The organism is Stenotrophomonas sp. 05N423 (genome assembly GCF_056397145.1).
The window spans coordinates 814,154-837,035 of the sequence record NZ_JBFTMV010000001.1 but is presented as its reverse complement, the minus strand read 5'-3'; the positions used below and the strand labels follow the sequence as shown (position 1 = coordinate 837,035).

Genomic DNA, 22,882 nt, shown 5'->3' with positions numbered 1-22,882 from the left:
GATCCCGCTTGGCTCCACCAAATCCGGACATTAGGCCGTCCGGATAGCCGAAAAAAACTTGATGAAGTTACGCGTCCCCATCGTCTAGAGGCCTAGGACATCACCCTTTCACGGTGGCGACCGGGGTTCGAATCCCCGTGGGGACGCCAATTCAAGGAAGCTCTGCCCAGGCAGGGCTTTTTTGTTGCCTGAAATAAAGGCGGACCTGCATGGCCCACTTCACTACGGCTGCAGCACCCTGAGCAGGGCCTTGCGCAGATCGCTTCCCGTGTAGGGCTTGGCCAGCTTCACACCCATATCGAATATCGCAGGCAACCGCCCGGCCTCCATCCCCGTCGCGACGAGGAAAGGAATCCCGCGCGCGGCGAGCACTTCTGCAACCGGCGTGCTGTCCTCGTTGCCGGCCAGGCAGAAGTCCAGGAAAGCGAGCTGCGGATGCAGTTCATCGATCATGCCCAGAGCGGACTGCACGGTATCGGCGACACCCACGACCTGCAGCCCCTCACGCTCCAGCTGCAACTGCAGCAGCGTTGCATTCAGGTCGTCGTTCTCCACGATCATCACGCGCATGGCGTGCAGCGAATCCATCGCAATCCCCTGGTTCCGGTTGGCCGGAGTATAGCCACCCGCGCTCTCCGGCACTTTGCGAAAAACACCCGCTGAGGCCTGCCCAACCCCAGAGCCGTCCGTTATACTTCGCGCCTGCCAGCCGAAGTGGCGGAATCGGTAGACGCAGCGGACTCAAAATCCGCCGCCCTTAAAAGCGTGTGGGTTCGAGTCCCACCTTCGGCACCAGCACAGCAAAGGCCAGGCAGCGATGCCTGGCTTTTTTGCATCCGCCGCCATGGTGGCATGCCGGCACTCTTCATTGCCGAAGAAAAAGAAGGCCCCGGATACCGGAGCCTTCCTGTCATCCGCATGAGGCGGTCAGCGCATCAACTCCGGCGCGCGCGCGCGAACGCTTCGGCCAGGGCGTTGTTCGCCGGCGGTGCGGAACTGCCGGGACGCGCGCCACGCGACGGCTCGCCGCGGCGGGCGGCATTGCCCTGCCCTGCGCTCTTGTCGGCACGCTTGGCGGGCACCGGGCTGTCGTCCAACCGCCGGGTCAGCGCGATGCGCTTGCGGGCCACATCGACCTCCAACACCTTCACCTTGACGATGTCGCCGGCCTTGACCACGTCGCGCGGGTCCTTGACGAAAGTGTCGGACAGCGCGGAGATGTGGATCAGCCCGTCCTGGTGCACGCCGATGTCGACGAACGCGCCGAAGGCGGCCACGTTGCTGACCACGCCCTCCAGCACCATGCCCTCGCGCAGGTCCTTGATGTCTTCCACGCCGTCGGCGAAGCGTGCCGCCTTGAACTCGGGGCGCGGATCGCGGCCGGGCTTTTCCAGTTCCTTGAGAATGTCGCGCACCGTCGGCACACCGAACGTTTCGTCGGTGAACTGTTCGGCCTTCAGGCCGCGCAGGAAGCTGCCGTCGCCGAGCAGCGTCTTGATCGGTCGTTGCGCCGTGGCGACGATGCGCTCGACCACCGGATAGGCTTCAGGATGCACGGCCGATGCGTCCAGCGGCTCGTCGCCATCGGCGATGCGCAGGAAGCCCGCGCACTGTTCGAAGGTCTTGTCGCCCAGGCGCGGCACCTTGAGCAGGTCGCGGCGGCGCTTGAACGGGCCGTTGTCGTCGCGGTGGCGGACAATGTTCTCGGCCACGGTCGACGACAGGCCCGACACGCGCGACAACAGGGCAGCCGATGCGGTGTTGACGAACACGCCGACCGCGTTGACGCAGTCCTCCACGCGCGCGTCCAGTGCCTTGGCCAGCCGGAACTGATCCACGTCGTGCTGGTACTGGCCGACACCAATCGCCTTGGGCTCGATCTTGACCAGTTCAGCCAGCGGATCCTGCAGGCGTCGCGCGATCGACACCGCGCCGCGCAGCGACACGTCGAGGTTCGGGAATTCCTTCGCCGCGAATTCGGACGCCGAGTACACCGAAGCACCCGCTTCACTGACCACGATCTTCTGCAGTTTCGGATTGCCGCAAGCCTGCATGACATCGCCGGCCAGCTTGTCGGTCTCGCGGCTGGCGGTGCCGTTGCCGATGGCGATCAGCTCCACGTCATGCTTGGCGCACAGGTGTCTGAGCGTCTGCAGCGATTGCTCCCACTGCCGCCGGGGTTCGTGCGGATAGATCGTCTCGGTGGCCAGCAGCTTGCCGGTGGCATCGACCACGGCGACCTTGCAGCCAGTGCGGATGCCCGGGTCCAGGCCGAGAACGGTCTTCGGGCCGGCCGGCGCTGCCAGCAGCAGATCCTTGAGGTTGTCGCCGAACACGGCGATGGCCTCGGCTTCGGCCTTCTCGCGCGCCTGGTTGAACAGGTCCAGCAGCAGGTGCATGTGCAGCTTGGCGCGCCAGGTCAGGCGGCACGCATCGAGCAGCCAGCGGTCCGCCGCACGGCCCTGGTCGGCGATGCCCGCCTTCCATGCGACGCGGCCTTCCGCATACTGGTGGCCGGCCTCGGCTTCATTGCCCGGGTCCAGTTCGAGGAACAGGATTTCCTCGCGGCGCGCGCGGAACAGCGCCAGCAGGCGGTGCGAGGGGATCTTCGCCAGCGACTCGGCATGCTCGAAGTAGTCGCGGTACTTCGTGCCTTCGGTTTCCTTGCCCTCGGCGACGCGGGCGCGGATCACCCCGACCTCGCCCAGCCACTGGCGCAGTTCGCCAACCAGCGCAGCATCCTCGCCCCAGCGCTCCATCAGGATCGCGCGCGCGCCTTCCAGCGCGGCCTTGGCGTCGGCCACTCCCTTTTCGGCATCGACGAAACGGGCGGCGAAGGCCTGCGGGTCCTGCGTGGGATCGGCAAGCAGGCCATCGGCCAGCGGTTCCAGCCCGGCTTCGCGGGCGATCTGCGCGCGGGTACGGCGCTTGGGCTTGTACGGCAGGTACAGGTCTTCCAGCCGCGACTTGGTGTCGGCGGCCAGGATGTCGTTGCGCAGTTCGTCGCTCAGCTTGCCCTGTTCGGCGATGCTGGCCAGCACCGCGGCGCGGCGGTCTTCCAGCTCGCGCAGATAGGTCAGGCGCACTTCCAGATTGCGTAGCTGGGTGTCGTCCAGGCCGCCGGTGACTTCCTTGCGGTAGCGCGCGATGAACGGAACGCTGGCGCCTTCGTCGAGCAGCGCTATGGCGGCCCTGGCTTGTGCGGGCTGTGCGCCGATCTCGTCGGCGATGGTCTGCGCGATCTGCTGCGCGAGCTTGCTGTCTTGCATGGATTCCAGGGGCTACCGCTACTCGGGAAGCCTGCATTCTGGCAGCGCGTCCCGGGAGGGGAAACCCATTGACAGTCAGCCGCGGGATTGCTTCGCACAGCCGGCCGGCGGGAAACCCCAGCCCCTACCCCATATGCCGGCTCAGCCGCTGGAACGCGATGTCATCGCGCAGGGTTTCCAGCACCATCACCCGCATGCGGCCCTTGCCGCTTACGTCCATCACCCGCTCCACATAGATTTCCGGACCATCGTCGGTATCCATGCGGGTCTTGCTGAAACCATAGGGCACCACGCCCTTCTCGCCATCCTTGCTGCCACCGATATAAAGAACGACTGCCATGGTGACCGGTACTCCTGTTGCGTCTGTAACGGGTCCACTCTAGGTGGAGGGGCGTTACCAGGATGTACAAAAAAGGTTGATGCGCCATGACCGGCCAGTTGCGCTTTGAAGACCAGACCCGGGCAAGCGCGATTCAGGAAAGGCCCGGCCACCAGCCACGGCCCTGCATCGCATAGCGATCAGCCGCGCGTTCGAAAGGGTTGCGGACGCTGACGCCGCCGCACAGCAGGTAGACCGGCAGGAACAGCGGTCCCAGCACCATGTATTGGAACACGTGCGCGCGTTCATGGTCGCCGAGACGGATCCGCGGATGCTCGCAGCGACCGGCGCGATGTTCGTAGGTCGTGCAGGATGCATCCAGCGTATCGCCGGTATGCAGGATCACCATGCCGAGGGTGATCGCGCCGCCTGGCCCCCACGGCCAGCGATGGAATACCAGCGCGCAGTCGCGCCGATTCCAATGCGGGCGTGCACCGGCCGGCATTCCCGCCAATCCGGCCAACAGGCCGATCACGGTGTTGGGGGATGTCCACAGCGCGCCGATTGCGCGCGCCAGGTGAAAGCCCCACATTGCGGCGGATTCACGCATGCCCTGCCCCGCTGCTGCAATGCCGCTGCATCGGAAGGGTCAGTGGCCGCGCAGCCGGGCCAGCTGCTGCTGGAACCACGGCGCCGCATCCTGCTCGGCCTGCCCGGGGCACGACACCCGGTAGGGCTTGCCGCTCATGCTGCTGCGGCTGGCGGCACGGTCGATGAACTGCTCGGCGGTATCGGCCAGGTCACGCTTGAGCAGGTAGTCGTATTTGCGTTGCAGATGACTGCGCGCATCGCCGGCGGCATACCAGCTGCCGTTGCGCTGGAAGCGGCAACCGGAGTTTTCCAGTGCCTGCATCAATCCGCTGATCTCACGCTGGGCGGTGGCACTCGGCGCGGCATCGGCCGTTGCGGAAGCGGCGGCCAGGATCAGGATTGCAGGAAGGACGATGCGTTGGGTCATGTGCGCTCGCTCAGCCAGTCGTGGATGGCGCTCGGCACTTCGCGCTGCGCGCGCGCCGAAACGTAGATGCCGATATGGCCGCCACGGAACCCCAGTTCCGTGTAGTCGGTGGTTCCGATCCGTCCGCGCAACGCCTTCGAGGCTGCCGGCGGAACAAGATGATCCTGCTCGGCGTAGATGTTGAGTACCGGCATCCGCAGTTGCGCCAGGTCCACTGTCTCGTCGCCGATGCGGATGCCGCCGCGCATGAGGCCATTGGCCTGGTAGAACTGCTTGACGAACTCGCGGAACGCCTCGCCGGCGAGGTCCGGCGAGTCGAATATCCACTTCTCCATGCGCAGGAAATCCTCCAGCGCCTGCCTGTCATCGAGGATGTCCACCAGCCCCACGTATTTCTGCACATTGAGCCGGAACGGCTTGAGCATCAGGTAGCTGGCGTTCATCAGGTCGGCCGGGACATTGCCCAGCGTATCGACGAACAGGTCCACGTCCACGTGCCGTGCCCAGTGCGAAAGCATGTTGTCCGGGGTGTGGAAATCCACCGGGGTGACCATGGTAATGAGGTTGCGCACCTTGTGCGGGCGCAGCGCGGCGTAGCACAGCGAGAACACACCGCCCTGGCAGATGCCGAGCAGGTTGGGCGCCCCACCATGTTGCACGCGCAGGTAATCGACAGCGCCATCGACGTAACGCAGCAGGTAGTCCTCCAGCGTCAGGTAGCGCTCGGAACGGTCGGGGTAACCCCAGTCCAGCACGTACACCTCCTGGCCGGCGGCCAGCAGTTTCTGCACCAGCGAGCGGCCATCCTGCAGATCCACCATGTAGGGACGGTTGACCAGCGCGTAGACGATCAGCAGCGGCGGCTGCCCCGAGGGCGGTTGCGCGCCGACGAAGCGGTACAGCTTGACCTTGCCGTCGCTCCAGACTTCCTCGCGCTCGGTGGCGCCGTAGCCGACATCCTCCACACCCGGCAGCAGTTTCAGCCCGTCGGCCAGCTTGCGCTGCAACTGCAGGGTTTCCTGCAGCAGATCGTCCATGCCGAATCCCAGCGGCCCTTTCATGCCTTGCCTCCCCGGCCCGGGGCAGCGGGGCGGGATGCGGCCTTCTTCCCGGTGGCTTTGGCGGGTTTGGCCGCCGTCCTTGTCTTCGTTGCGGAAGCGGGTTTCTTCTTTTTCGCGGGATCGCTGGTGGGTTTGACCGGCGCAGGAGCAGGCTCGGCCCTGCCCGCGGCAATGCGCCGCATCCAGCGCTCCAGCTCGGCGATGCGGCGATGGGCCGCATCCATCTCGGTGCGCGTCGGCACGCCCATCAGCTCGCAGGCACGCTCCAGTTCCTGCCGGGTCGCGGCGCGCAGGCGCATCTGGGTATTGGCCAGGTCGGCATAGATGCGCTGGAAATCCTCGGACATGGCGACCGTGGCATAGGCCTCTTCGGCCGCATCGATCCACAGGTCGAACATCGCGCGGGTGCTGGTCAACTGACTGCCAGGCGCCTCGTGCTCGGCCAGCTTCGCCTCGAAGCGCCGGAACGCATCGTCCAGCACGCCGCGGATCGACTCGACATAGGCCTCCATGCGCGCCTGGTGCTCGCGCTGCGCGCGCAGCAGCGCCTGCCAACGCGCCTGGTGCTCGCGGGCCGGGCCGAAGGCCGGCGCGTTCAGCCAGTCCGCCTCGCCGAAACCGGATTGCAGCGCGTGGACGAAGTTGCGCACCCAGGGCTGGTCGCCCAATGCGTTGCCGCCGCGGGCCGCGTCGAGCATCCAGCGCACCATCGCATCGCCCTGCCCCTCGACGGCTTCGCGCCAGGCGCCGGCAACTTCGCCGGCGCTGCTGTCGCGGCCGGCGAACCGGGCCGCAACCTGCTGCATCATGCCCAGCCAGTCGCCGGCCTGCTGCTGGAAACGGGCGCCAAGCTCCTGCACCTGCGGTGCGGCACCGGCACTGGCCAGCCGGGTCCACTGCTCGATGCCTTCCCGCCATGGAAAGGCGCCGGGGGACATGCCGTCGCCCTGGCCCATGGCCTGCAACCAGGCTTCCCAGGAGCGCTTCAGGCCGGCGTCGAAACCCGTACTGTCGTTGTCGTCCGCCACTGCCATCGCCCTGCTTCGCCGTTGTCGCGGCGATGATAGCAACGCGGCCGCGTTCCAGCGGTCAGGGCTTGGGAATATGCAGGGTCTTGCTGATCATCAGCGAACCGGACAGCGCGAACAGCAGCACCAGCGGATGCAGCTGCCACGGCCCCAGTTGCCAGACGCCCCCCCACAGGGTCGCGCCGATCGCCTCGAAATGCGCAGCAACGGCCAGCAGGATCACCAGCGCCAGGCTGGTGGGGATCGGCGTGCCCTCAAAGTACGGGACCTTGTCCGAGTCGCCGGCGATTTCCTCGGCGGTGACGTTGTAGCGCGCCAGCCGGCTCACGCCGCAGCAGACGAAGTAGCTCAGCACCAGCCAGTCCCATCCGCCCTGCATGCCGCAGGCGTAGGCCAGCGCAGCAGGCGCGACGCCGAAGGAGATCACATCGGCCAGCGAATCCAGTTCGCGCCCCAGGGTCGAGGAGGACTGCCGCCAGCGTGCGATCCGCCCGTCCAGCGCATCGAACACGAACGCCAGCGGAATCAGCGCCATGCCGAACAGCAGGAAGCCGCGCTGGCCATCCTGCAGGAAGCGCATCGCCGCGAACACCGCACCGGTTCCGCAGAAGGCGTTGCCCAGGGTGAACCAGTCGGCGAGCCGGAACTCGCGCAGCATGGAGAAGTGACGTTTCATGTCGGGTTTCCGGATCATGGCCGCGTCAGCCTAGCGCGATTGCCGTGAATACGGCCATGTCGGACACGCACGGCGTGCGTGCGGCCGGGTGAGGCTGTGCGAGCTTCGCCTGCTGTCCCCGCCTGAAGCCGCGCGGCGGCGCCTGGCCATCCCTCACAACCGCGTGTAGTTCCATGACTGCATGCGCCCGTCGCGGTAGGGCATCACGCCGTGGAAGGGGCGCGGATCGGCATCGAACACCAGCGGCAGGAAATGGCGGTCGCCCTCCCACAGCGGCAGCGATTCGAGCTGGTCCACCGGCACCCATTCCAGCGTGCCTTCCGGATTCGACTGCAGCGGCGTGCCGGTCCAGTCGTCGATTACGAACACGAAGGCGAACCAGTCCTCGCCCTGCTTGCCGAAGCCCGGCCAGCTGATGGTGCCTCGCAGGCGCGTGGTGCCGCATTCGATGCCGGCTTCCTCGCGGATCTCGCGGTGCATGCAGGCCAGCACGTCCTCGTCCGTCTCCATCTTGCCGCCCAGCCCGTTGTACTTGCCCAGGTGCAGGTCGCCGGGACGGGTATTGCGATGGATCATCAGGGCCTGGGTACCGTCCTTGGACAGCACGTAACCCAGGGTGGCGAGAATCGGGGTATAGGGCATCGGAATCGGGATCGCGCGGCGAAAGCGCGCAGTATGACCGATCGTCTGCGCCTTCTCAGTGCTCCAGCGTCAACGGCGCCGGACCGGGCGCCATCGTGTCGCCGATGCGGCGCAGCGTCGCCACGCCGTGCCCGCGCTCGGCCAGGTATTCCAGCCACTTGCCGAGGAAGGTGTTCATGCGCAGGCGGTGACTGACCAGTTCGTCGGCCGGCGGGTACATGCCCACCACGTCCTGCCAGCGCCGCCCGACATAGCAGTGCGTGGTCTCCACCTGCCGCGCATCGCGGTACAGGCGCACGTAGGCCGAAGGATCGGGCTCACCGGTCAGCGGGTCGAGGATGCCGTAGGTCATGCGCAGCTCGACCGTATAGCGGTGGCACTCGATCACGTCCAGGTACAGGTCCAGCCCGTCGCCGATGGACGAGGCGTAGCGCCCCTCATGGAGATGGTCCGGCGCGAACAGCCGCACCAGGTGCAGGTAGTTCTCCGCGTACAACCCCATCAGCCAGCCGAGGCGGCTGAGCCGGGGGATGCGATCGACGCGGGAAAGAGCCTGAGTCATGGCGTGATCGTACACGGCCGGCCTCGCCGCGGCATGCGGCGAGGCTTCAGAACATCTCCCGCTGCAGTCCCAGCGTGCCCAGCACCTTGCTGGAAATCTCCTCGATCGAGGTATGCGTGGTGCTCAGGGTCGGGATGCGCTCCATCCTGAACATGGTTTCGGCGGCAGCCACTTCGCGACGGCAGACGTCGGCGCTGGCATAGCGGGAGTTCGGCCGGCGTTCCTGGCGGATCTGCTGCAGCCGCTCCGGGTCGATGGTCAGACCGAACAGCTTGTTGCGGTAGGGGCGCAGGCGCGGCGGCAGGCGGTCGCTTTCCAGATCCTCCTCGGTCAACGGGTAGTTGGCCGCGCGGATGCCGTAGTGCAGCGCCAGGTAGATGCAGGTCGGCGTCTTGCCGGCGCGGGACACGGCCACCAGCACCACGTCGGCCTCGTCGTAGTTCACCGCGATGCCGTCGTCGTGGCTCAGGGCGAAGTTCATGGCGTTGATGCGGCGGTGGTAAGTGTCGAAATCCACCATGCCGTGGGCCTGGCCGATCTTGGAGTGGCGGGCCGCATCCAGCTCCTGTTCCAGCGGGCCGATGAACGGCACGAACACGTCCAGCACCAGCGCCCCGCTCTCCTCCAGGATCCGCGCCAGCGCCGAGTCCACGCAGGAACTGATCACGATCGGCCGGACCTGGTAGCGCTCCCCGGCGGCACGGATGCGGCGCGCGGCATCGTGCGCCTTGTCCACATCGTCCACGAACGACATGCGATCGGTCACGAAACTGAAGCCGGAGAACTGGGTCAGCAGGCTGTGGCCCACGGTTTCGGCAGTAATGCCGGTACCGTCCGAGACGTAGAACACTGGCCGGATCGCCGTCATGCAGGACTCCTTGGATGATTGATGGTACCGGGGCCAGCCGGATGACCCGCCCCTGTCCCGGGAAAGACAAGCACAAGACAAAGTAATGTCACAAGCTTGTGCCGCTTAGGTGTGCACTGCATCATATTGGCTTCTTCCTACGGACGTGGCCATACCAGCCCGCCTCGGGCGATGGCCTCAACGGAGCATCGCGCTTGAACGAGAACATCCTGTGGTTGCATGAGCTGCGCCTGGCCGACCTGGCCCGCGTGGGTGGCAAGAATTCCTCGCTCGGCGAGATGATCGGCAACCTTGCCGGCCTGGGTGTCTCGGTGCCTGGCGGCTATGCCACCACCGCCGAAGCGTTCAAGGACTTCATTGCCCACAACGACCTGTCCAAGCGCATCTTCGACCGCCTGGCCACGCTGGACGTGGAAGACGTCAACGCACTGACTGCCGCCGGCGGGGAAATCCGCGGCTGGGTGATCGACGCCCCGCTGCAGCCGGCGCTGGACACCGACATCCGCAACGCCTACGCCAGACTGTGCGCCGACAACGGCGGCGGCGACGTGGCCGTGGCGGTGCGCTCCTCGGCCACCGCCGAGGACCTGCCGGACGCCTCGTTTGCCGGCCAGCAGGAAACCTTCCTCAACGTCACCGGCGCCGAGGACGTCGTGCGCAAGGTCAAGGAAGTATTCGCCTCGCTGTACAACGACCGCGCCATCGCCTACCGCGTGCACCACGGTTTCAAGCACGAGGACGTGTTCCTGTCCGCCGGCGTGCAGCTGATGGTGCGTTCGGGCGTGGGCTCCTCCGGCGTGCTGTTCACCCTGGATACCGAATCCGGCTTCCGCGACGTGGTGTTCGTCACCTCGTCCTTCGGCCTGGGCGAGATGGTCGTGCAGGGTGCGGTCAACCCGGACGAGTTCTACGTCTACAAGCCCACCCTGCAGGCCGGCAAGCCGGCGATCCTGCGCCGTGCGCTTGGCAGCAAGGCGATCCGCATGGTGTATTCGGACGTCCCCGGCGAGCGCGTCAGGATCGAGGACACTCCGGTCGAACTGCGCAGCACCTTCTCGATCAGCGACGAAGACGTGGCCGAGCTGTCGCGCCAGGCGCTGACCATCGAGAAGCACTACGGCCGCCCGATGGATATCGAGTGGGCCAAGGACGGCGTCAGCGGCAAGCTGTTCATCGTGCAGGCGCGCCCGGAGACGGTGAAGTCACGCAGCCACGCCACCCAGATCGAGCGCTTCGCGCTGACCGAAAAGGGCGGCACCGTGCTGGCCGAAGGCCGTGCCGTCGGCGCCAAGATCGGCGCCGGCGTGGCCCGCGTGGTCAGGACCTTGGACGACATGAACCGCGTGCAGCCGGGCGACGTGCTGATCGCCGACATGACCGACCCCGACTGGGAGCCGGTGATGAAGCGCGCCTCGGCCATCGTCACCAACCGCGGCGGCCGCACCTGCCACGCCGCTATCATCGCGCGTGAGCTGGGCGTTCCGGCCGTGGTCGGCTCGGGCAATGCGACCCAGCTGATCGAAGACGGCCAGGAAGTGACCGTCAGCTGCGCCGAAGGCGACACCGGCTTCATCTACGCCGGCAAGCTGGCCTTTGACCGCACCACCACCGACCTGGGCAACATGCCGCCGGCGCCGCTGAAGATCATGATGAACGTGGCCAACCCGGAGCGCGCCTTCGATTTCGGCCAGCTGCCGAACGCCGGCATCGGCCTGGCACGCCTGGAAATGATCATCGCCAGCCACATCGGCGTGCACCCGAACGCACTGCTGGAGTACGACCGCCAGGACGCGGCGACGAAGAAGAAGATCGACGAGAAGATCGCCGGCTACAAGGACCCCGTGAGCTTCTACGTGGACCGCCTGGCAGAGGGCATCGCCACCCTCACCGCCTCGGTCGCCCCGAACCCGGTGATCGTGCGCCTGTCGGATTTCAAGTCCAACGAGTACGCCAACCTGATCGGCGGCAACAACTACGAACCGCACGAAGAGAACCCGATGATCGGCTTCCGCGGCGCCAGCCGTTATGTCGATCCGAGCTTCTCGGCCGCCTTCGCACTGGAGTGCAAGGCCGTGCTGCGCGTGCGCAATGAAATGGGCCTGGACAACCTGTGGGTCATGATCCCGTTCGTGCGCACCCTGGAAGAAGGCCGCAAGGTGGTCGAGGTGCTGGCCCAGAACGGCCTGCGCCAGGGCGAGAACGGCCTGAAGATCATCATGATGTGCGAAGTACCGTCCAACGCGCTGCTTGCCGATGAGTTCCTGGAGATCTTCGACGGCTTCTCGATCGGCTCCAACGATCTCACCCAGCTCTCGCTCGGCCTGGACCGCGACTCGTCGATCGTCGCCCACCTGTTCGACGAGCGGAACCCGGCGGTGAAGAAGCTGCTGTCGATGGCGATCAAGGCCGCCCGTGCCAAGGGCAAGTACGTCGGCATCTGCGGCCAGGGCCCATCCGACCATCCAGATCTGGCCGAGTGGCTGATGCAGGAGGGCATCGAGTCGGTGTCGCTGAACCCGGATACCGTGGTCGACACCTGGCTGCGTCTTGCCAGGAGCAAGGCCGCGTCCTGACGCCTGTACGCGAGGCGACAAGCTGATCCAGACCAGGCCCCGGGAAACCGGGGCCTGTTTTTTTACCGGCAGCAAGCTATGCACATCGCCGGCAACGACGCATCCACCGTTCCGGTATCCGCGAAAAAAACAACGCCCCGATATGGGGCGTTGTCTGGAACAGCGTCTTGTGCGGAAAGCTCAGCCCCTCCCGCAACGAATCAATGCCGGGTGGATGCCGTATCCACCGCCGCCGTCTGCGTCACCACCTGGCCGTCGATGACCGGCAGGCGATCGCTGGCCGGCTTGTCATCCATGCGCACCTTCTTTTCCTGGCCGTTGAAACGGTAGGTGACGTCGTAACCGACGGTCCGGCTGGCGTTGCCGAGGGCGACGCGGTTGCCCGGCTGCTTGTCCATGCGCATGGTGCCGGTGCTGCCGTCGGCCTTGCGGTAGGTGACGTTGTAGCCGGTGACGCGCGACGACTCCGAAGCGGTCTGCTCGGTGTGGCACTGGCGCTCGGTGCGCTGCACGACGCGGCCGCCGACATGGCGCTTGTCGACCTGGTTGCCGATCACGCCACCGGCCACGGCGCCGGCGGCGGTCGCCGCCTTGCGGCCGTTGCCCTTGCCCACCTGGTTGCCCAGCAGGCCACCGATGACCGCGCCGGCAACCGTGCCGCCGACGTTGCCGTCGCGCTCGGGCAGGCGCTCCTGCACCACCACGTCCTCGCACACCTCGCGCGGCACCGTCGTAGTAGACGTTTCGCGGACCGGCTCGGTGCCGATCACGGTGGCATAGGCCGGCTCGCTGCGGCTGACCGGCTCGACCTTGAGCACGTCGGCGTATTCCAGCGTCGCTTCGCGCGGGGCGAGCGCATTGCCGGCCGCCGCATCGTCGGCCAGCGGCGTGGTGTCCAGCACCGGCTGCTCGGCCTGCGTCGCCGGCAGGGGCGCATTCTTGTCGCGGGCACTCATGAACGCCGCGGTGGCGATGCCTCCCACCAGCAAGGCACCGGCCGCTACCAGAACGGTGGTCGTATTGCTCTTCATCGTCTGCTCCCAGCGGGACGCCCGCCTGTTGACCTGGGGCAATTCCAGCACGATAAACCTGAACGGAGCCATCCATCGCTCCGTCCCTCTCGTGAAAAGCCGGCCGGCTGTCGCAATATTGGCCCCGTCGTTCCACCATCACTCCCAGGATTCCACCATGTCCAGCCCCATGCTGTTGCCCTTCATGGAATGGGCCCGCAAGCTGCGCTACCCGACGCTGTTCAAGATCACGGCCACCCTGTTCGTGCTGAGCATGCTCCTGCCCGATCCGGTGCCCTTCATCGACGAGATCCTGTTCGGCCTGGGCACCCTGCTGCTGGCCAACTGGAAGCGCCGCAAGGATCCGGTTGCCGGAGTCGAGCCTCCCGCGCTTCCGCGCAAGCGCTGACCCGTGCGTCTGGTAGACAGCCATTGCCACCTGGACGCCCCGGAATTCGATGGCGACCGTGACGCGATGCTCGCCCGCGCCAAGGCGGCGGGGGTGGCCGCGATGGTGGTTCCGGCGATAACCGCGGCGAGCTGGCCGGACCTGCGCCAGGCCTGCGCCAGCGACGCTGCGCTGCATCCGGCCTATGGCCTCCACCCGATGTTCCTGGCTGAACACCGTCCCACCCATCTGGACGAACTGCGGTCCTGGCTGGAGCGTGAGAAGCCCTGCGCCGTGGGCGAATGCGGACTGGACTTCTTCGTGGAAGGCCTCGACCCCACCGCACAGCGCCATTACTTCGAAATGCAGCTGCAACTGGCACGGGAATTCGAACTGCCGGTGATCGTGCACGCCCGCCGCGCGGTGGAGGAAGTGATCCAGACCCTGCGCCGCATCGGCGGCCTGCGCGGCGTCATCCACAGCTTCTCCGGCAGCCCGGAACAGGCCCGGCAACTGTGGGACATGGGCTTCCTGATCGGCCTGGGCGGGCCGGTCACCTACCCGCGCGCCAACCGCCTGCGCACGCTGGTGGCGACGATGCCACTGGAGTTCCTGCTGCTGGAAACCGATGCGCCCGACCAGCCCGATGCGGACATCCGCGGCCAGCGCAACGAACCCGCGCGTCTTGCCGTCATCGCCGCGACCATCGCCGCGCTGCGCGGACAGGCGGTGGAGGAGATCGCCTCGCAGACCACCGCCAACGCACGGCGCCTGTTCGACCTGTCCGCTCCGCCATCCCTGTAGGAGCCGCTTCAGTCGCGATGGGGCCATGCGCCAGCGCACGCAGCGTGCGAGGGGCCATGGCGGGAAAGCCCGGTCGCGACGGAAGCCGCTCCCGCGGAAGGAGCGCTCAACGCGCCTTGGGCTTGAGCAGCATCTCCAACGCCTTGCCGACCGCGGCGAAAGCGAACGCGCCGGTGATATGGGTGGCCGCGCCCAGGCCGGCGCCGCAATCGAGCTTGAGCGCCGCATCGGCACCGAGGTTGGGCCGCAGCCCACAGACGCTGCCATCGGCCTGCGGATACTTCACGTTCTCCAGCGAATACACCGCCGGCACGCCGAAATAGCGCTGCGGGTTCTTGGGGAAATTGAACTCGCTGCGGAGCTTCCTGCGGATCAGCGCCAGCATTGCGTCGTGTTCGGTCCGCGACACGTCGCGCACGCGCACCAGGGTCGGATCGGTACGCCCGCCGGCCGCGCCCACGGTGATCAAGGGCAGCTTGCGGCGGCGGCACCAGGCGATGGTCTCGACCTTCACCCGGAAACTGTCGCAGGCATCGACGACCAGGTCGAAACCGCGATCCAGCAGCTCGGTCATGTTGGAGCCGGTCAGAAACGCTTCCACCGCCTCGACTTCGGCGTCGGGGTTGATCGCCAGGCAGCGCTCGGCCATCGCCACCGCCTTGTTGCGCCCATACTGGCCCGCCATCGCCGGCAGCTGCCGGTTGGTGTTGGAGACGCAGATGTCATCGGCATCGATCAGGGTCAGGTGCCCGACCGCCGAACGCACCAGCGCCTCGACCACCCACGAGCCGACGCCGCCCATGCCCACCACGGCCACCCGGCAGCCGGACAGCCGCTCGATGGCGCCGGCCCCATACAGCCGGTCGATGCCGGCGAAACGTTCGCGCAGTTGTTCTTTCATGCGCGCATTTTAACCGTGGCCGGAAACGCACCGTGCGTCGTACCATCGGCGCATCCCCAAGGAGCCCGGGCCATGACCGAACCCAGCCGTACCCCGTCCAACGCATCCCGCTACCTGTTCGTGCTGATCGCCGGCCTGCTGATCGGCATCGTCGCCACCGTCATGGCGATGCGCGCCATCCAGGCCCGGCAGGATCCGTTCCCGCACAGCCTGATGAACGTCATGGCGCGCCAGGCGCAGTTGCTGGGCGACAGCCGCAAGCAGAACCGCTGCAGCATCAATGACTCCACCCCACGCCTGCAGACCCTGCGCTCGCTGACCAACGATCTGGACCTGGCCTTCCCGGGCCTGCGCGACGACACCCGCTTCCAGCAGCACGCCAGCCGCTTCCGCGCCACCTTGAACGAGGCCCTGGCCTCGCCGCCGGCCGATTGCACCGCGCTGGCCGCCGTCACTGAACAGCTTGGAAACGACTGCAAGGCCTGCCACCAGGATTTCAGGTGAATCGACTTCCGTTTCACGCGTGGTTGGCCCGCCATTCACGCGTGAAAAGGGAGGATTCACGCTGCCGGGTATGGTCATACCCGCTACCCATCTGGCAAGGAGAATCACCATGAAGATCCAGTTGATCGCTGCGGGCGCCATCGCCAGCCTGGCCTTGGCCGGCTGCGCCACTTCCCCGGGTTACAGCAGCGGCGGTGGCTACAACAACGGCGGTTACAACAACGGCGGCTACAACAACGCCCGCTGCGCCGATTGCGGCATCGTTACCCGCATCGATACGGTGGCTTCGGGCCGTACCGCGCCGTCGGCTACCGGCGCCATCCTCGGCGGCATCGTCGGCGCCGTGGCCGGCCATGAGATCTCCGATCACACCGGCGGCAGCAAGGGCAACCAGAACATTGCCGCCGTGGCTGGTGCCGCGGCCGGCGCCTTGGCCGGCAACAAGATCCAGCAGAACGTCACCGGCGATTCGTACGACATCCAGGTGCGGATGGACGATGGCCGCGTGATCGTGGTCAACCAGAAGGACCTGGGCGGGATCCGCGAAAACACCTACGTGCGCGTGGTCAACGGCCGCGTGGTGCTGCGCTGACGCCGGCCCCGTCCGCGAATGCACGGCATGGAAAAGGCCCGCTTGCGCGGGCCTTTTCTTTTTCCTGTTCCGCGGGCTGTATCAGACCGGCTGCACGGCGTCAGCCTGCAGACCCTTCTGCCCCTGCACCACGGTGAAGGTGACCTTCTGGCCTTCCTTCAGGCTCTTGAAGCCCTGGGTCTGGATGGCGCGGAAGTGCACAAACACGTCTTCGCCATTCTCGCGGCTGATGAAGCCGAAGCCCTTGGCGTCATTGAACCACTTGACAATGCCGGTTTCGCGATCGGACATCTCGACTAACTCCCTGTTGCTCTCTCGTGTGATGGATACGCCCCGGAAGGCGGCTGACTGCAAGGAGGAAGCGAGGTGCAACGATGCAGCAAATCATGCGATCTACCCATCAGGCCACGATTCACGGTGACCTTGCCAAGCTCAGCGGCTGAAACTTAACCCGACCATAACCAAAAATCAATCGGGTAAAGACAATCTTGTCAACCCCTTTTGGAAGCCCCCCGGAACCTGCATGGACTATTCATTCATATTGTATCTGCTAGCGGCCCTGCTGGTGATCGTCGGCATCGCCGGCGTGATCCTGCCCGCGCTACCCGGCATCCCGCTGGTTTTCGCCGGCCTGCTGGTCGCGGCCTGGACCGATGGCTTCACCCATGTGGGCTGGCTGCCACTGGTGGTCCTGGGGGTGCTGACCGCGATCTCCATCGTGGTCGACGTGCTCTCCACCACCTTTGGTGCGCAACGGCTCGGCGCCAGCCGGCTGGCACTGGTCGGGTCGCTGGTGGGAACCGTGGCCGGGCTGTTTTTCATGCCGATCGGCCTGTTCGCCGGCCCTTTCCTCGGCGCGCTGCTCGGCGAGTATCTGCATGGCCGCCAGCTGGGCCAGGCCACCAAGGTCGGCATCGGCACCTGGCTGGGCATCGTGCTGGGCGTGGCCCTCAAGCTCGGACTGGCGGTGGCGATGCTCGGGGTGTTCGCCATCGCCTGGTTCGTCTGAACCGGACCCGCGCGCCCATGACTCCCGCTGCACACGGCAATGACCGACAATTCCGCAGATGGACCATGCCCTGAACCCAGGGCGCCTTTCTCTATCGTCCGGATGGACCGCTCCCGCATGCCTATGTCCCGCGCCCGCCCTGTCCTGCTGCTCGCCCTGTCGGGCTGCTCCGCCGCCGCCCTGGCGCAGGAGTCGATCACCACGCCGGCCTCGCCGCAGGCCTGCTTCGCCCTGGATTCCGACGCAGCCCGTCTGAGCTGCTACGACCGCGCCCTGGGCCGCACTCCGGCCGACACCCGCGCCGCGGACGCCGCAGCCAGCGCCGCGCAGCAGACGCTCAAGGAGGCCAGGGCCAGCGCGAAGGAACTGGACCAGCCGCTGCCGCCACGCAACGAGCTCTTCGCCCACGACGACCTCGCCTCGGTGGTGGCCAACGCAGGTCGCGGGTCGATGCTGGACAGCCGCTGGGAGCTGGCCAAGGACTCCAAGCTCGGCCTGTTCCAGCTGCGCGCCTACAAGCCGGTGTACCTGCTGCCCGCGTTCTGGACCGACAAGCCGAACCGGATGCCGCATTCACCCAACCCGGCCAATACCGTCACCGAGGCCGAGGAACTGGACAACACCGAGCTGAAGTTCCAGCTCAGCTTCAAGACCAAGGTCGCCGAGAACCTGTTCGGCGACAACGGCGACATCTGGGTCGGCTATACCCAGAGCTCGCACTGGCAGGCCTACAACGGCGAGATCTCGCGCCCGTTCCGCGAGACCAACTACGAGCCGGAAGCCATGCTCGTCTTCCGCAATGGCTATTCGCTGTTCGGCTGGAACGGCCGCATGACCGGCATCAGCCTCAACCACCAGTCCAACGGCCGCAGCGATCCGCTCTCGCGCAGCTGGAACCGGGTGATCCTGAATGTCGGCCTGGACCGCGACAACTGGGCGATCATGCTGCGCCCCTGGTATCGCGTCCCGGAAAAGAACAGGGACGACAACAACCCGGACATCGAGGACTACACCGGCCGCGGCGACGCCACCCTGGTCTACAACCGCAACGGCCATGAGTTCTCGGTGACCGCGCGCCATTCGCTGCGCGGCGGCGACCGTTCGCACGGCTCGGTGCAGGTGGACTACGGTTTCCCGCTCAACCGGCTGCTGCGCGGGCATGTGCAGGTGTTCGACGGCTATGGCGAAAGCATGATCGACTACAACCACCGCGCCACCTATGTCGGCGTCGGCATCTCGCTGTTGGAATGGTTCTGAAGGCAATGAAAGCAACGATCTGGCACAACCACCGCTGTTCGAACTCCCGCGGCGCCCTGGCCCTGCTGCAGGAGGCCGGCGCCGATATCGAGGTCATCGACTACCTCGCCGCCCCGCCCGATCCGGCGACCCTGCGCCAGCTGCTGGACGAGATGGGCATGCCCGCGCGCGACCTGCTGCGCAGCAAGGAGGCCGCCTATGCCGAGCTGGGACTGGCCGACAGGCTCGACGACGAAGCCGTGCTGGTCGAGGCGATGGCCATGCACCCGGCGCTGATCAACCGCCCGATCGTACGCACGCCCAAGGGCACCGCGCTGTGCCGCCCGCCGGAGACGGTGCGCACGTTGTTGTAGGAGCGCACCTCGGTGCGCGATGAGGCTTTCCCGGTGTCCCGCACAGATACAGTGGCATCTGCGTGCAAGCCCTATCGCGCACCGAGGTGCGCTCCTGCATGACACGCTTGTCGATCTTTGCCGCCTGCAGGCAGAATCCAGTCGTCCCCCGACAGGAAGTCCCGCATGGCCCGACCGCACCGTTCCTTCTTCGCCTATGCCTCCGCGCTGCTGGGGCTGTTGAGCCTGATGGCGGTGGCCTGCTTCCACTTCCCCGAACTGCTGACCAGCCGCGAGTTCCGCGCCGTCTACAACGAGCAGTTCGCCCGCCACCTGCTGCTGGTCGGGCTGGCCGCCGCCTTCATCCTCGGCACGCTGGCCATCCTGCGCGACCGCAACAAGCGCATCGCCACGATCGGCGTCGGCAGCGCGACCCTGGCGGTGCTGCTGGGCGGCACCAACGTGCAGTTCGACGCCATCGGCAAGACGCCCTATTCGCTGGGGCTGGACTGGTTCGTGCTGTCGCTGTTCTTTTCGGCGCTGGTGTTCGTTCCGCTGGAGCGCTACCTGGGCAAGCGCGCGCTGTCGCCGCTGCGCCCGGGCTGGCGCACCGACGTGGCCTATTTCTTCATGAGCCACGTGCTGGTGCAGTTCATCCTGATCCTGGTCACCGCCTCCACCTCCACCATCGCCGGGCTGGCCGCGTTCCCGTCGCTCAAGGCCGCGATCCAGTCTCTGCCGGTCTGGGCGCAGTTCCTGATCGCGGTGTTCGTCGCCGACATGGCGCAGGCGCTGCTGCACCGCGCGTACCACAACATTCCGTGGCTGTGGCGCTTCCACGCCGTGCACCATTCCAGCCGGCACATGGACTGGCTGGCCGGCTCGCGCATCCATTTCATCGAGATCGTGATGACCCGCAGCGCAGTGCTGCTGCCGCTGCTGGTCCTTGGCTTCTCGACCCCGGCGGTGAACGCCTACGTGATCCTGGTCGGCCTGCAGGCGGTGCTGGCCCACGCCAACCTCGGCATCCGCTTCGGCTGGCTGGAATACCTGGTGGTGCTGCCGCGCTACCACCACTGGCACCACGCCCGGCAGAAGGAATACATCGACGTGAACTACGCCATCCACCTGCCGGTGGTGGACATGCTGATGGGCACGTTCAAGCTGCCGCGCGACCAGGCGCAGTGGCCGCAGGAATACGGCGTGATGAAACTGGAGACCGTGCCCAAAGGCATCCTGCGGCAGCACGTGATGCCGTTTCAGGGCGGGCGCAAGTTCGACGACTACGTGGATTGAACGGCTTGCGGGGCGCACCGGCTTCTCCGCCCGGAGGGGCTGGCGCCGCGCCTTACGTCCAGTCGCCGATGCCTTCGCGGCGGTAGACCTCCGCCAGCGCGGGTCGGTCCTTCATCCGTCGCGCATGCGCGGCCAGTACCGGCCAGGCGTCGGTCGGGCACGGCATGTTGCGCGACCAGCGCATCAGCATGGTCAATATGAAGTCCACCGCCGATACCTGCGCGCCCAGCATGTACGGCCCCTCGTCCTGCAGGTGACCGGCCACCTGCTGCCAGGCTGCCTCCAATTGCACGCGGGCGCGCTCCTTCACCGCGTCGATGCCGGCCTCGCCGGCCGGCTCGTGCGGATAGAACCACGCGCGGTAGGCCGGCATCAGGGTATAGACGCAGAAGCACATCCAGCGGTAATAGTCGCCGCGCGCCGGCGTCCCCGGTGCCGGTGCCAACCCGGCCTGCGGATGCAGGTCGGCCAGGTGCATGGCGATGGCCGCCGATTCGGTAAGCACCTGACCGTCTATCAGCAGCGTCGGTACGCGCCCGGCCGGATTGATCGCGAGATAACCGGGAGACTTCTGCTCTCCCCGCTCGAAATCGAGCTGGTGCAGTTCGTGCTCGATGCCCAGCTCGATCAGCAGCCAGTGCACGACCAGCGAGGCGGTGCTTTGCGATCCGTACAGGACGACAGACATGGGGCTCTCCCTGGCAGGCGGTGCCGCATCTTACCGCTGGAGCGGGCCCTTCATGACCCGGCGAAGCCGAGCCGGCTCAATTGCAGCTGGACATGCAGCTGTTCAACCTCTCACCGCAGACTGCGGCCGCCGAGCGGTTCTGGCAGAACGCCTGCGAGGTCTGGCAGGCCCCGCGCAGTTCGGGATTGGTGATCTTGTCGCACTGGTTGTCGCGGTTCGCCTCGCCGCAATCGCCATAGCCGCGCGGGTTGGCGCTGCAGAGGTCATAGGCCTTCTGGCAATAGCTCACGCAGGCGGCCGGGTCGTTGCGTGGCGCATCGCGCCAGCCCCCCTCACTGGAGCACCCCGCCAACAGCAGCGATACGCCGACCAGACCCGCCCACAGTGCTGTACGCATGTCCACCGCTCCATAAGGAAACAGCCCGAGCATACGCCCGGGCTGCTTCGATGCCAGCGTGGACGCGGCAGCGCCTTATTCCACGACCACCGGAATCTTGCCGATGCGGGCCTGCCACTCGCGCGGGCCGGTGGTGTGCACCGACTCGCCGGTGGAATCCACGGCCACGGTCACCGGCATGTCCTGCACGGTGAACTCGTAGATCGCTTCCATGCCCAGGTCGGCGAAGCCGACCACCTTGGACGCCTTGATCGCCTTGGACACCAGGTAGGCGGAGCCACCGACGGCCATCAGGTAAGCCGACTTGTTGTCGCGGATCGCCTCGATCGCCGCCGGGCCGCGCTCGGCCTTGCCGACCATGCCCAGCAGGCCGGTCTGCTCCAGGATCTGGCGGGTGAACTTGTCCATGCGGGTGGCAGTGGTCGGGCCGGCCGGGCCCACCACCTCGTCGCGCACCGGATCGACCGGGCCGACGTAATAGATGAAGCGGCCCTTCAGGTCGACCGGCAGCGGCTCGCCCTTGTTGAGCATATCCACCATGCGCTTGTGCGCGGCATCGCGGCCGGTCAGCAGCTTGCCGTTGAGCAGCAGCGTCTGGCCCGGCTTCCAGCTGGCCACTTCCTCCGGGGTGATGGTGTCCAGGTCGACGCGGGTGCCCTTGGAGGCGTCGTAGGTGATCTGCGGCCAGTCTTCCAGCGACGGCGGGTCCAGCATCACCGGGCCGCTGCCATCCAGGGTGAAGTGCGCGTGGCGGGTGGCTGCGCAGTTGGGGATCATCGCCACCGGCAGGTTGGCGGCGTGGGTCGGGTAATCCTTGACCTTGATATCCAGCACCGTGGTCAGGCCTCCCAGGCCCTGCGCGCCGATGCCCAGCGCGTTGACCTTGTCGTACAGCTCCAGGCGCAGTTCCTCGGCGCGATTGGAAGCGCCGCGGGCCTTGAGGTCGTTGATGTCGATCGGCTCCATCAACGCTTCCTTGGCCAGCAGCATCGCCTTCTCGGCGGTGCCGCCGATGCCGATGCCGAGCATGCCCGGCGGGCACCAGCCCGCGCCCATGGTCGGCACGGTCCTGAGCACCCAGTCGACGATGGAGTCGGACGGGTTGAGCATGGCGAACTTGCTCTTGGCCTCCGAACCGCCGCCCTTAGCGGCGACGATCACCTCGACGGTGTCGCCCTGCACCACCTTCACGTTGACCACGCCCGGGGTGTTGTCCTTCGTGTTGGTGCGCTTGCCGGCCGGATCGGCCAGCACCGAGGCGCGCAGCTTGTTGTCCGGGTAGGCATAGGCGCGGCGGATGCCTTCGTTGGCCATGTCCTCCACTCCCATGGTGGCGTCGTCCCAGCGCACGTTCATGCCGATTTCCAGGAACACGGTGACGATGCCGGTGTCCTGGCAGATCGGGCGGTGGCCCTCGGCGCACATCCGCGAGTTGATCAGGATCTGGGCCATCGCCTCCCTGGCCGCCGGCGACTCCTCGCGCTCATAGGCGGCGGCGAGGCTCTTGATGTAGTCGACCGGGTGGTAGTACGAGATGTACTGCAGCGCGTCGGCGATGGACTGGATGAGGTCTTCCTGCTTGATCGATGTCACGGCTTGCTCGAGGCTGGCGGGGGTTGAGCCGGGCATTTTACGCCCTGCCATCCATGGCGGGCGCCCTGCGGGCCATCGCTGCGCGATGTTGGAAA

General features: G+C 66.6%; 26 protein-coding genes and 2 tRNA genes. 11 read left to right on the top strand and 17 right to left on the bottom strand.

Annotated elements, in window-relative coordinates; translation table 11 throughout:
• Nucleotides 1-73 precede the first annotated feature (73 nt).
• Nucleotides 74-149, top strand: a tRNA-Glu gene (locus tag AC1DGW_RS03890).
• A gap of 73 nt (nt 150-222) precedes the next feature.
• On the opposite strand, the gene AC1DGW_RS03885 is transcribed toward AC1DGW_RS03890, so the two are convergent.
• Complete coding sequence (locus tag AC1DGW_RS03885; RefSeq protein WP_478019568.1) at nt 223-588, bottom strand: response regulator; 366 nt, start codon at nt 586-588, stop codon at nt 223-225.
• 120 nt (nt 589-708) lie between these two features.
• Here AC1DGW_RS03885 and AC1DGW_RS03880 point away from each other — a divergent pair.
• Nucleotides 709-795: transfer RNA gene (locus AC1DGW_RS03880), tRNA-Leu, on the top strand.
• A gap of 140 nt (nt 796-935) precedes the next feature.
• Here AC1DGW_RS03880 and AC1DGW_RS03875 read toward each other — a convergent pair.
• From AC1DGW_RS03875 to ppsR, 10 genes are all read right to left on the bottom strand, one after another.
• The gene (locus AC1DGW_RS03875) at nt 936-3,269 is read right to left on the bottom strand and encodes a Tex family protein (protein WP_478019566.1); all 2,334 of its coding nucleotides are present in this window, start codon (nt 3,267-3,269) and stop codon (nt 936-938) included.
• 124 nt (nt 3,270-3,393) lie between these two features.
• On the bottom strand, nt 3,394-3,609 hold the full coding sequence (locus AC1DGW_RS03870; RefSeq protein WP_478019564.1) for a hypothetical protein: 216 nt from the start codon (nt 3,607-3,609) through the stop codon (nt 3,394-3,396).
• A 133-nt stretch (nt 3,610-3,742) separates the two neighbouring features.
• The gene (locus AC1DGW_RS03865; protein WP_478019638.1) at nt 3,743-4,180 is read right to left on the bottom strand and encodes a hypothetical protein; all 438 of its coding nucleotides are present in this window, start codon (nt 4,178-4,180) and stop codon (nt 3,743-3,745) included.
• A gap of 57 nt (nt 4,181-4,237) precedes the next feature.
• A complete protein-coding gene (locus AC1DGW_RS03860; RefSeq protein ID WP_478019562.1) occupies nt 4,238-4,606 on the bottom strand; it encodes a YfeK family protein in 369 nt (122 codons plus the stop codon).
• Complete coding sequence (locus AC1DGW_RS03855; RefSeq protein WP_478019560.1) at nt 4,603-5,667, bottom strand: class III poly(R)-hydroxyalkanoic acid synthase subunit PhaC; 1,065 nt, start codon at nt 5,665-5,667, stop codon at nt 4,603-4,605. Before AC1DGW_RS03855 ends, AC1DGW_RS03860 begins: the two co-directional genes overlap by 4 nt.
• The gene (phaE, locus tag AC1DGW_RS03850; protein ID WP_478019558.1) at nt 5,664-6,701 is read right to left on the bottom strand and encodes a class III poly(R)-hydroxyalkanoic acid synthase subunit PhaE; all 1,038 of its coding nucleotides are present in this window, start codon (nt 6,699-6,701) and stop codon (nt 5,664-5,666) included. Before phaE ends, AC1DGW_RS03855 begins: the two co-directional genes overlap by 4 nt.
• 55 nt (nt 6,702-6,756) lie before the next feature.
• Nucleotides 6,757-7,371 carry a CDP-alcohol phosphatidyltransferase family protein gene (locus tag AC1DGW_RS03845; protein WP_055769224.1) on the bottom strand — a complete coding sequence of 205 codons (615 nt, stop codon included), beginning with the start codon at nt 7,369-7,371 and terminating at the stop codon, nt 6,757-6,759.
• 153 nt (nt 7,372-7,524) lie between these two features.
• Nucleotides 7,525-8,013 (bottom strand): NUDIX hydrolase, encoded by a 489-nt coding sequence (locus tag AC1DGW_RS03840; RefSeq protein ID WP_478019556.1) that lies wholly within the window; start codon nt 8,011-8,013, stop codon nt 7,525-7,527.
• 55 nt (nt 8,014-8,068) lie between these two features.
• Nucleotides 8,069-8,575 (bottom strand): DUF1249 domain-containing protein, encoded by a 507-nt coding sequence (locus tag AC1DGW_RS03835; RefSeq protein ID WP_478019554.1) that lies wholly within the window; start codon nt 8,573-8,575, stop codon nt 8,069-8,071.
• Nucleotides 8,576-8,621: 46 nt separating this feature from the next.
• Nucleotides 8,622-9,443, bottom strand: a complete 822-nt coding sequence (gene ppsR / locus AC1DGW_RS03830) for a posphoenolpyruvate synthetase regulatory kinase/phosphorylase PpsR (protein ID WP_478019552.1) — start codon at nt 9,441-9,443, stop codon at nt 8,622-8,624.
• A 194-nt stretch (nt 9,444-9,637) separates the two neighbouring features.
• Here ppsR and ppsA point away from each other — a divergent pair, with 194 nt between their 5' ends.
• The gene (gene ppsA / locus AC1DGW_RS03825) at nt 9,638-12,016 is read left to right on the top strand and encodes a phosphoenolpyruvate synthase (RefSeq protein ID WP_478019550.1); all 2,379 of its coding nucleotides are present in this window, start codon (nt 9,638-9,640) and stop codon (nt 12,014-12,016) included.
• 200 nt (nt 12,017-12,216) lie between these two features.
• Here ppsA and AC1DGW_RS03820 read toward each other — a convergent pair whose 3' ends face one another.
• A complete protein-coding gene (locus tag AC1DGW_RS03820) occupies nt 12,217-13,047 on the bottom strand; it encodes a glycine zipper 2TM domain-containing protein (protein WP_478019548.1) in 831 nt (276 codons plus the stop codon).
• A gap of 157 nt (nt 13,048-13,204) precedes the next feature.
• Between AC1DGW_RS03820 and AC1DGW_RS03815 the strand changes: the two genes are divergently transcribed.
• Together AC1DGW_RS03815 and AC1DGW_RS03810 are read left to right on the top strand one after the other, a co-directional pair.
• On the top strand, nt 13,205-13,435 hold the full coding sequence (locus tag AC1DGW_RS03815) for a DUF6116 family protein (protein ID WP_478019546.1): 231 nt from the start codon (nt 13,205-13,207) through the stop codon (nt 13,433-13,435).
• A gap of 3 nt (nt 13,436-13,438) precedes the next feature.
• On the top strand, nt 13,439-14,218 hold the full coding sequence (locus AC1DGW_RS03810) for a TatD family hydrolase (protein ID WP_478019544.1): 780 nt from the start codon (nt 13,439-13,441) through the stop codon (nt 14,216-14,218).
• Between the two features lie 106 nt (nt 14,219-14,324).
• Here AC1DGW_RS03810 and AC1DGW_RS03805 read toward each other — a convergent pair whose 3' ends face one another.
• Nucleotides 14,325-15,119 carry a tRNA threonylcarbamoyladenosine dehydratase gene (locus tag AC1DGW_RS03805; protein ID WP_478019542.1) on the bottom strand — a complete coding sequence of 265 codons (795 nt, stop codon included), beginning with the start codon at nt 15,117-15,119 and terminating at the stop codon, nt 14,325-14,327.
• A gap of 72 nt (nt 15,120-15,191) precedes the next feature.
• On the opposite strand from AC1DGW_RS03805, the gene AC1DGW_RS03800 reads away from it, so the two are divergent.
• Together AC1DGW_RS03800 and AC1DGW_RS03795 are read left to right on the top strand one after the other, a co-directional pair.
• Complete coding sequence (locus tag AC1DGW_RS03800) at nt 15,192-15,623, top strand: hypothetical protein (RefSeq protein WP_478019540.1); 432 nt, start codon at nt 15,192-15,194, stop codon at nt 15,621-15,623.
• A gap of 109 nt (nt 15,624-15,732) precedes the next feature.
• On the top strand, nt 15,733-16,215 hold the full coding sequence (locus AC1DGW_RS03795) for a glycine zipper 2TM domain-containing protein (protein WP_478019538.1): 483 nt from the start codon (nt 15,733-15,735) through the stop codon (nt 16,213-16,215).
• Nucleotides 16,216-16,296: 81 nt separating this feature from the next.
• Here AC1DGW_RS03795 and AC1DGW_RS03790 read toward each other — a convergent pair whose 3' ends face one another.
• Nucleotides 16,297-16,506, bottom strand: a complete 210-nt coding sequence (locus tag AC1DGW_RS03790; protein ID WP_054665365.1) for a cold-shock protein — start codon at nt 16,504-16,506, stop codon at nt 16,297-16,299.
• A gap of 232 nt (nt 16,507-16,738) precedes the next feature.
• Between AC1DGW_RS03790 and AC1DGW_RS03785 the strand changes: the two genes are divergently transcribed.
• From AC1DGW_RS03785 to AC1DGW_RS03770, 4 genes are all read left to right on the top strand, one after another.
• The gene (locus tag AC1DGW_RS03785) at nt 16,739-17,224 is read left to right on the top strand and encodes a DUF456 domain-containing protein (RefSeq protein ID WP_478019536.1); all 486 of its coding nucleotides are present in this window, start codon (nt 16,739-16,741) and stop codon (nt 17,222-17,224) included.
• 117 nt (nt 17,225-17,341) lie between these two features.
• Nucleotides 17,342-18,481 carry a phospholipase A gene (locus tag AC1DGW_RS03780; protein ID WP_478019533.1) on the top strand — a complete coding sequence of 380 codons (1,140 nt, stop codon included), beginning with the start codon at nt 17,342-17,344 and terminating at the stop codon, nt 18,479-18,481.
• 5 nt (nt 18,482-18,486) lie between these two features.
• Complete coding sequence (arsC, locus tag AC1DGW_RS03775; protein ID WP_478019531.1) at nt 18,487-18,834, top strand: arsenate reductase (glutaredoxin); 348 nt, start codon at nt 18,487-18,489, stop codon at nt 18,832-18,834.
• 165 nt (nt 18,835-18,999) lie between these two features.
• The gene (locus tag AC1DGW_RS03770; protein ID WP_478019529.1) at nt 19,000-20,109 is read left to right on the top strand and encodes a sterol desaturase family protein; all 1,110 of its coding nucleotides are present in this window, start codon (nt 19,000-19,002) and stop codon (nt 20,107-20,109) included.
• A gap of 52 nt (nt 20,110-20,161) precedes the next feature.
• Here the strand turns inward: AC1DGW_RS03770 and AC1DGW_RS03765 are convergent, their stop codons facing one another.
• The 3 genes from AC1DGW_RS03765 to AC1DGW_RS03755 form a co-directional block, all read right to left on the bottom strand.
• Complete coding sequence (locus tag AC1DGW_RS03765) at nt 20,162-20,797, bottom strand: glutathione S-transferase family protein (protein WP_478019526.1); 636 nt, start codon at nt 20,795-20,797, stop codon at nt 20,162-20,164.
• A 76-nt stretch (nt 20,798-20,873) separates the two neighbouring features.
• On the bottom strand, nt 20,874-21,194 hold the full coding sequence (locus AC1DGW_RS03760) for a hypothetical protein (protein ID WP_478019524.1): 321 nt from the start codon (nt 21,192-21,194) through the stop codon (nt 20,874-20,876).
• Between the two features lie 75 nt (nt 21,195-21,269).
• Nucleotides 21,270-22,787, bottom strand: a complete 1,518-nt coding sequence (locus AC1DGW_RS03755; protein ID WP_478019522.1) for a fumarate hydratase — start codon at nt 22,785-22,787, stop codon at nt 21,270-21,272.
• Between the last annotated feature and the right edge of the window lie 95 nt (nt 22,788-22,882).

Coding starts and splice junctions, on each gene's coding strand:
- AC1DGW_RS03885 (WP_478019568.1), bottom strand. CDS start 588: ATGGATTCGCTGCACGCCATGCGCGTGATGATCGTGGAGAACGACGAC.
- AC1DGW_RS03875 (WP_478019566.1), bottom strand. CDS start 3,269: ATGCAAGACAGCAAGCTCGCGCAGCAGATCGCGCAGACCATCGCCGAC.
- AC1DGW_RS03870 (WP_478019564.1), bottom strand. CDS start 3,609: ATGGCAGTCGTTCTTTATATCGGTGGCAGCAAGGATGGCGAGAAGGGC.
- AC1DGW_RS03865 (WP_478019638.1), bottom strand. CDS start 4,180: ATGTGGGGCTTTCACCTGGCGCGCGCAATCGGCGCGCTGTGGACATCC.
- AC1DGW_RS03860 (WP_478019562.1), bottom strand. CDS start 4,606: ATGACCCAACGCATCGTCCTTCCTGCAATCCTGATCCTGGCCGCCGCT.
- AC1DGW_RS03855 (WP_478019560.1), bottom strand. CDS start 5,667: ATGAAAGGGCCGCTGGGATTCGGCATGGACGATCTGCTGCAGGAAACC.
- phaE (WP_478019558.1), bottom strand. CDS start 6,701: ATGGCAGTGGCGGACGACAACGACAGTACGGGTTTCGACGCCGGCCTG.
- AC1DGW_RS03845 (WP_055769224.1), bottom strand. CDS start 7,371: ATGAAACGTCACTTCTCCATGCTGCGCGAGTTCCGGCTCGCCGACTGG.
- AC1DGW_RS03840 (WP_478019556.1), bottom strand. CDS start 8,013: ATGCCCTATACCCCGATTCTCGCCACCCTGGGTTACGTGCTGTCCAAG.
- AC1DGW_RS03835 (WP_478019554.1), bottom strand. CDS start 8,575: ATGACTCAGGCTCTTTCCCGCGTCGATCGCATCCCCCGGCTCAGCCGC.
- ppsR (WP_478019552.1), bottom strand. CDS start 9,443: ATGACGGCGATCCGGCCAGTGTTCTACGTCTCGGACGGTACCGGCATT.
- AC1DGW_RS03820 (WP_478019548.1), bottom strand. CDS start 13,047: ATGAAGAGCAATACGACCACCGTTCTGGTAGCGGCCGGTGCCTTGCTG.
- AC1DGW_RS03815 (WP_478019546.1), top strand. CDS start 13,205: ATGTCCAGCCCCATGCTGTTGCCCTTCATGGAATGGGCCCGCAAGCTG.
- AC1DGW_RS03805 (WP_478019542.1), bottom strand. CDS start 15,119: ATGAAAGAACAACTGCGCGAACGTTTCGCCGGCATCGACCGGCTGTAT.
- AC1DGW_RS03800 (WP_478019540.1), top strand. CDS start 15,192: ATGACCGAACCCAGCCGTACCCCGTCCAACGCATCCCGCTACCTGTTC.
- AC1DGW_RS03795 (WP_478019538.1), top strand. CDS start 15,733: ATGAAGATCCAGTTGATCGCTGCGGGCGCCATCGCCAGCCTGGCCTTG.
- AC1DGW_RS03790 (WP_054665365.1), bottom strand. CDS start 16,506: ATGTCCGATCGCGAAACCGGCATTGTCAAGTGGTTCAATGACGCCAAG.
- AC1DGW_RS03785 (WP_478019536.1), top strand. CDS start 16,739: ATGGACTATTCATTCATATTGTATCTGCTAGCGGCCCTGCTGGTGATC.
- AC1DGW_RS03780 (WP_478019533.1), top strand. CDS start 17,342: ATGCCTATGTCCCGCGCCCGCCCTGTCCTGCTGCTCGCCCTGTCGGGC.
- arsC (WP_478019531.1), top strand. CDS start 18,487: ATGAAAGCAACGATCTGGCACAACCACCGCTGTTCGAACTCCCGCGGC.
- AC1DGW_RS03770 (WP_478019529.1), top strand. CDS start 19,000: ATGGCCCGACCGCACCGTTCCTTCTTCGCCTATGCCTCCGCGCTGCTG.
- AC1DGW_RS03765 (WP_478019526.1), bottom strand. CDS start 20,797: ATGTCTGTCGTCCTGTACGGATCGCAAAGCACCGCCTCGCTGGTCGTG.
- AC1DGW_RS03760 (WP_478019524.1), bottom strand. CDS start 21,194: ATGCGTACAGCACTGTGGGCGGGTCTGGTCGGCGTATCGCTGCTGTTG.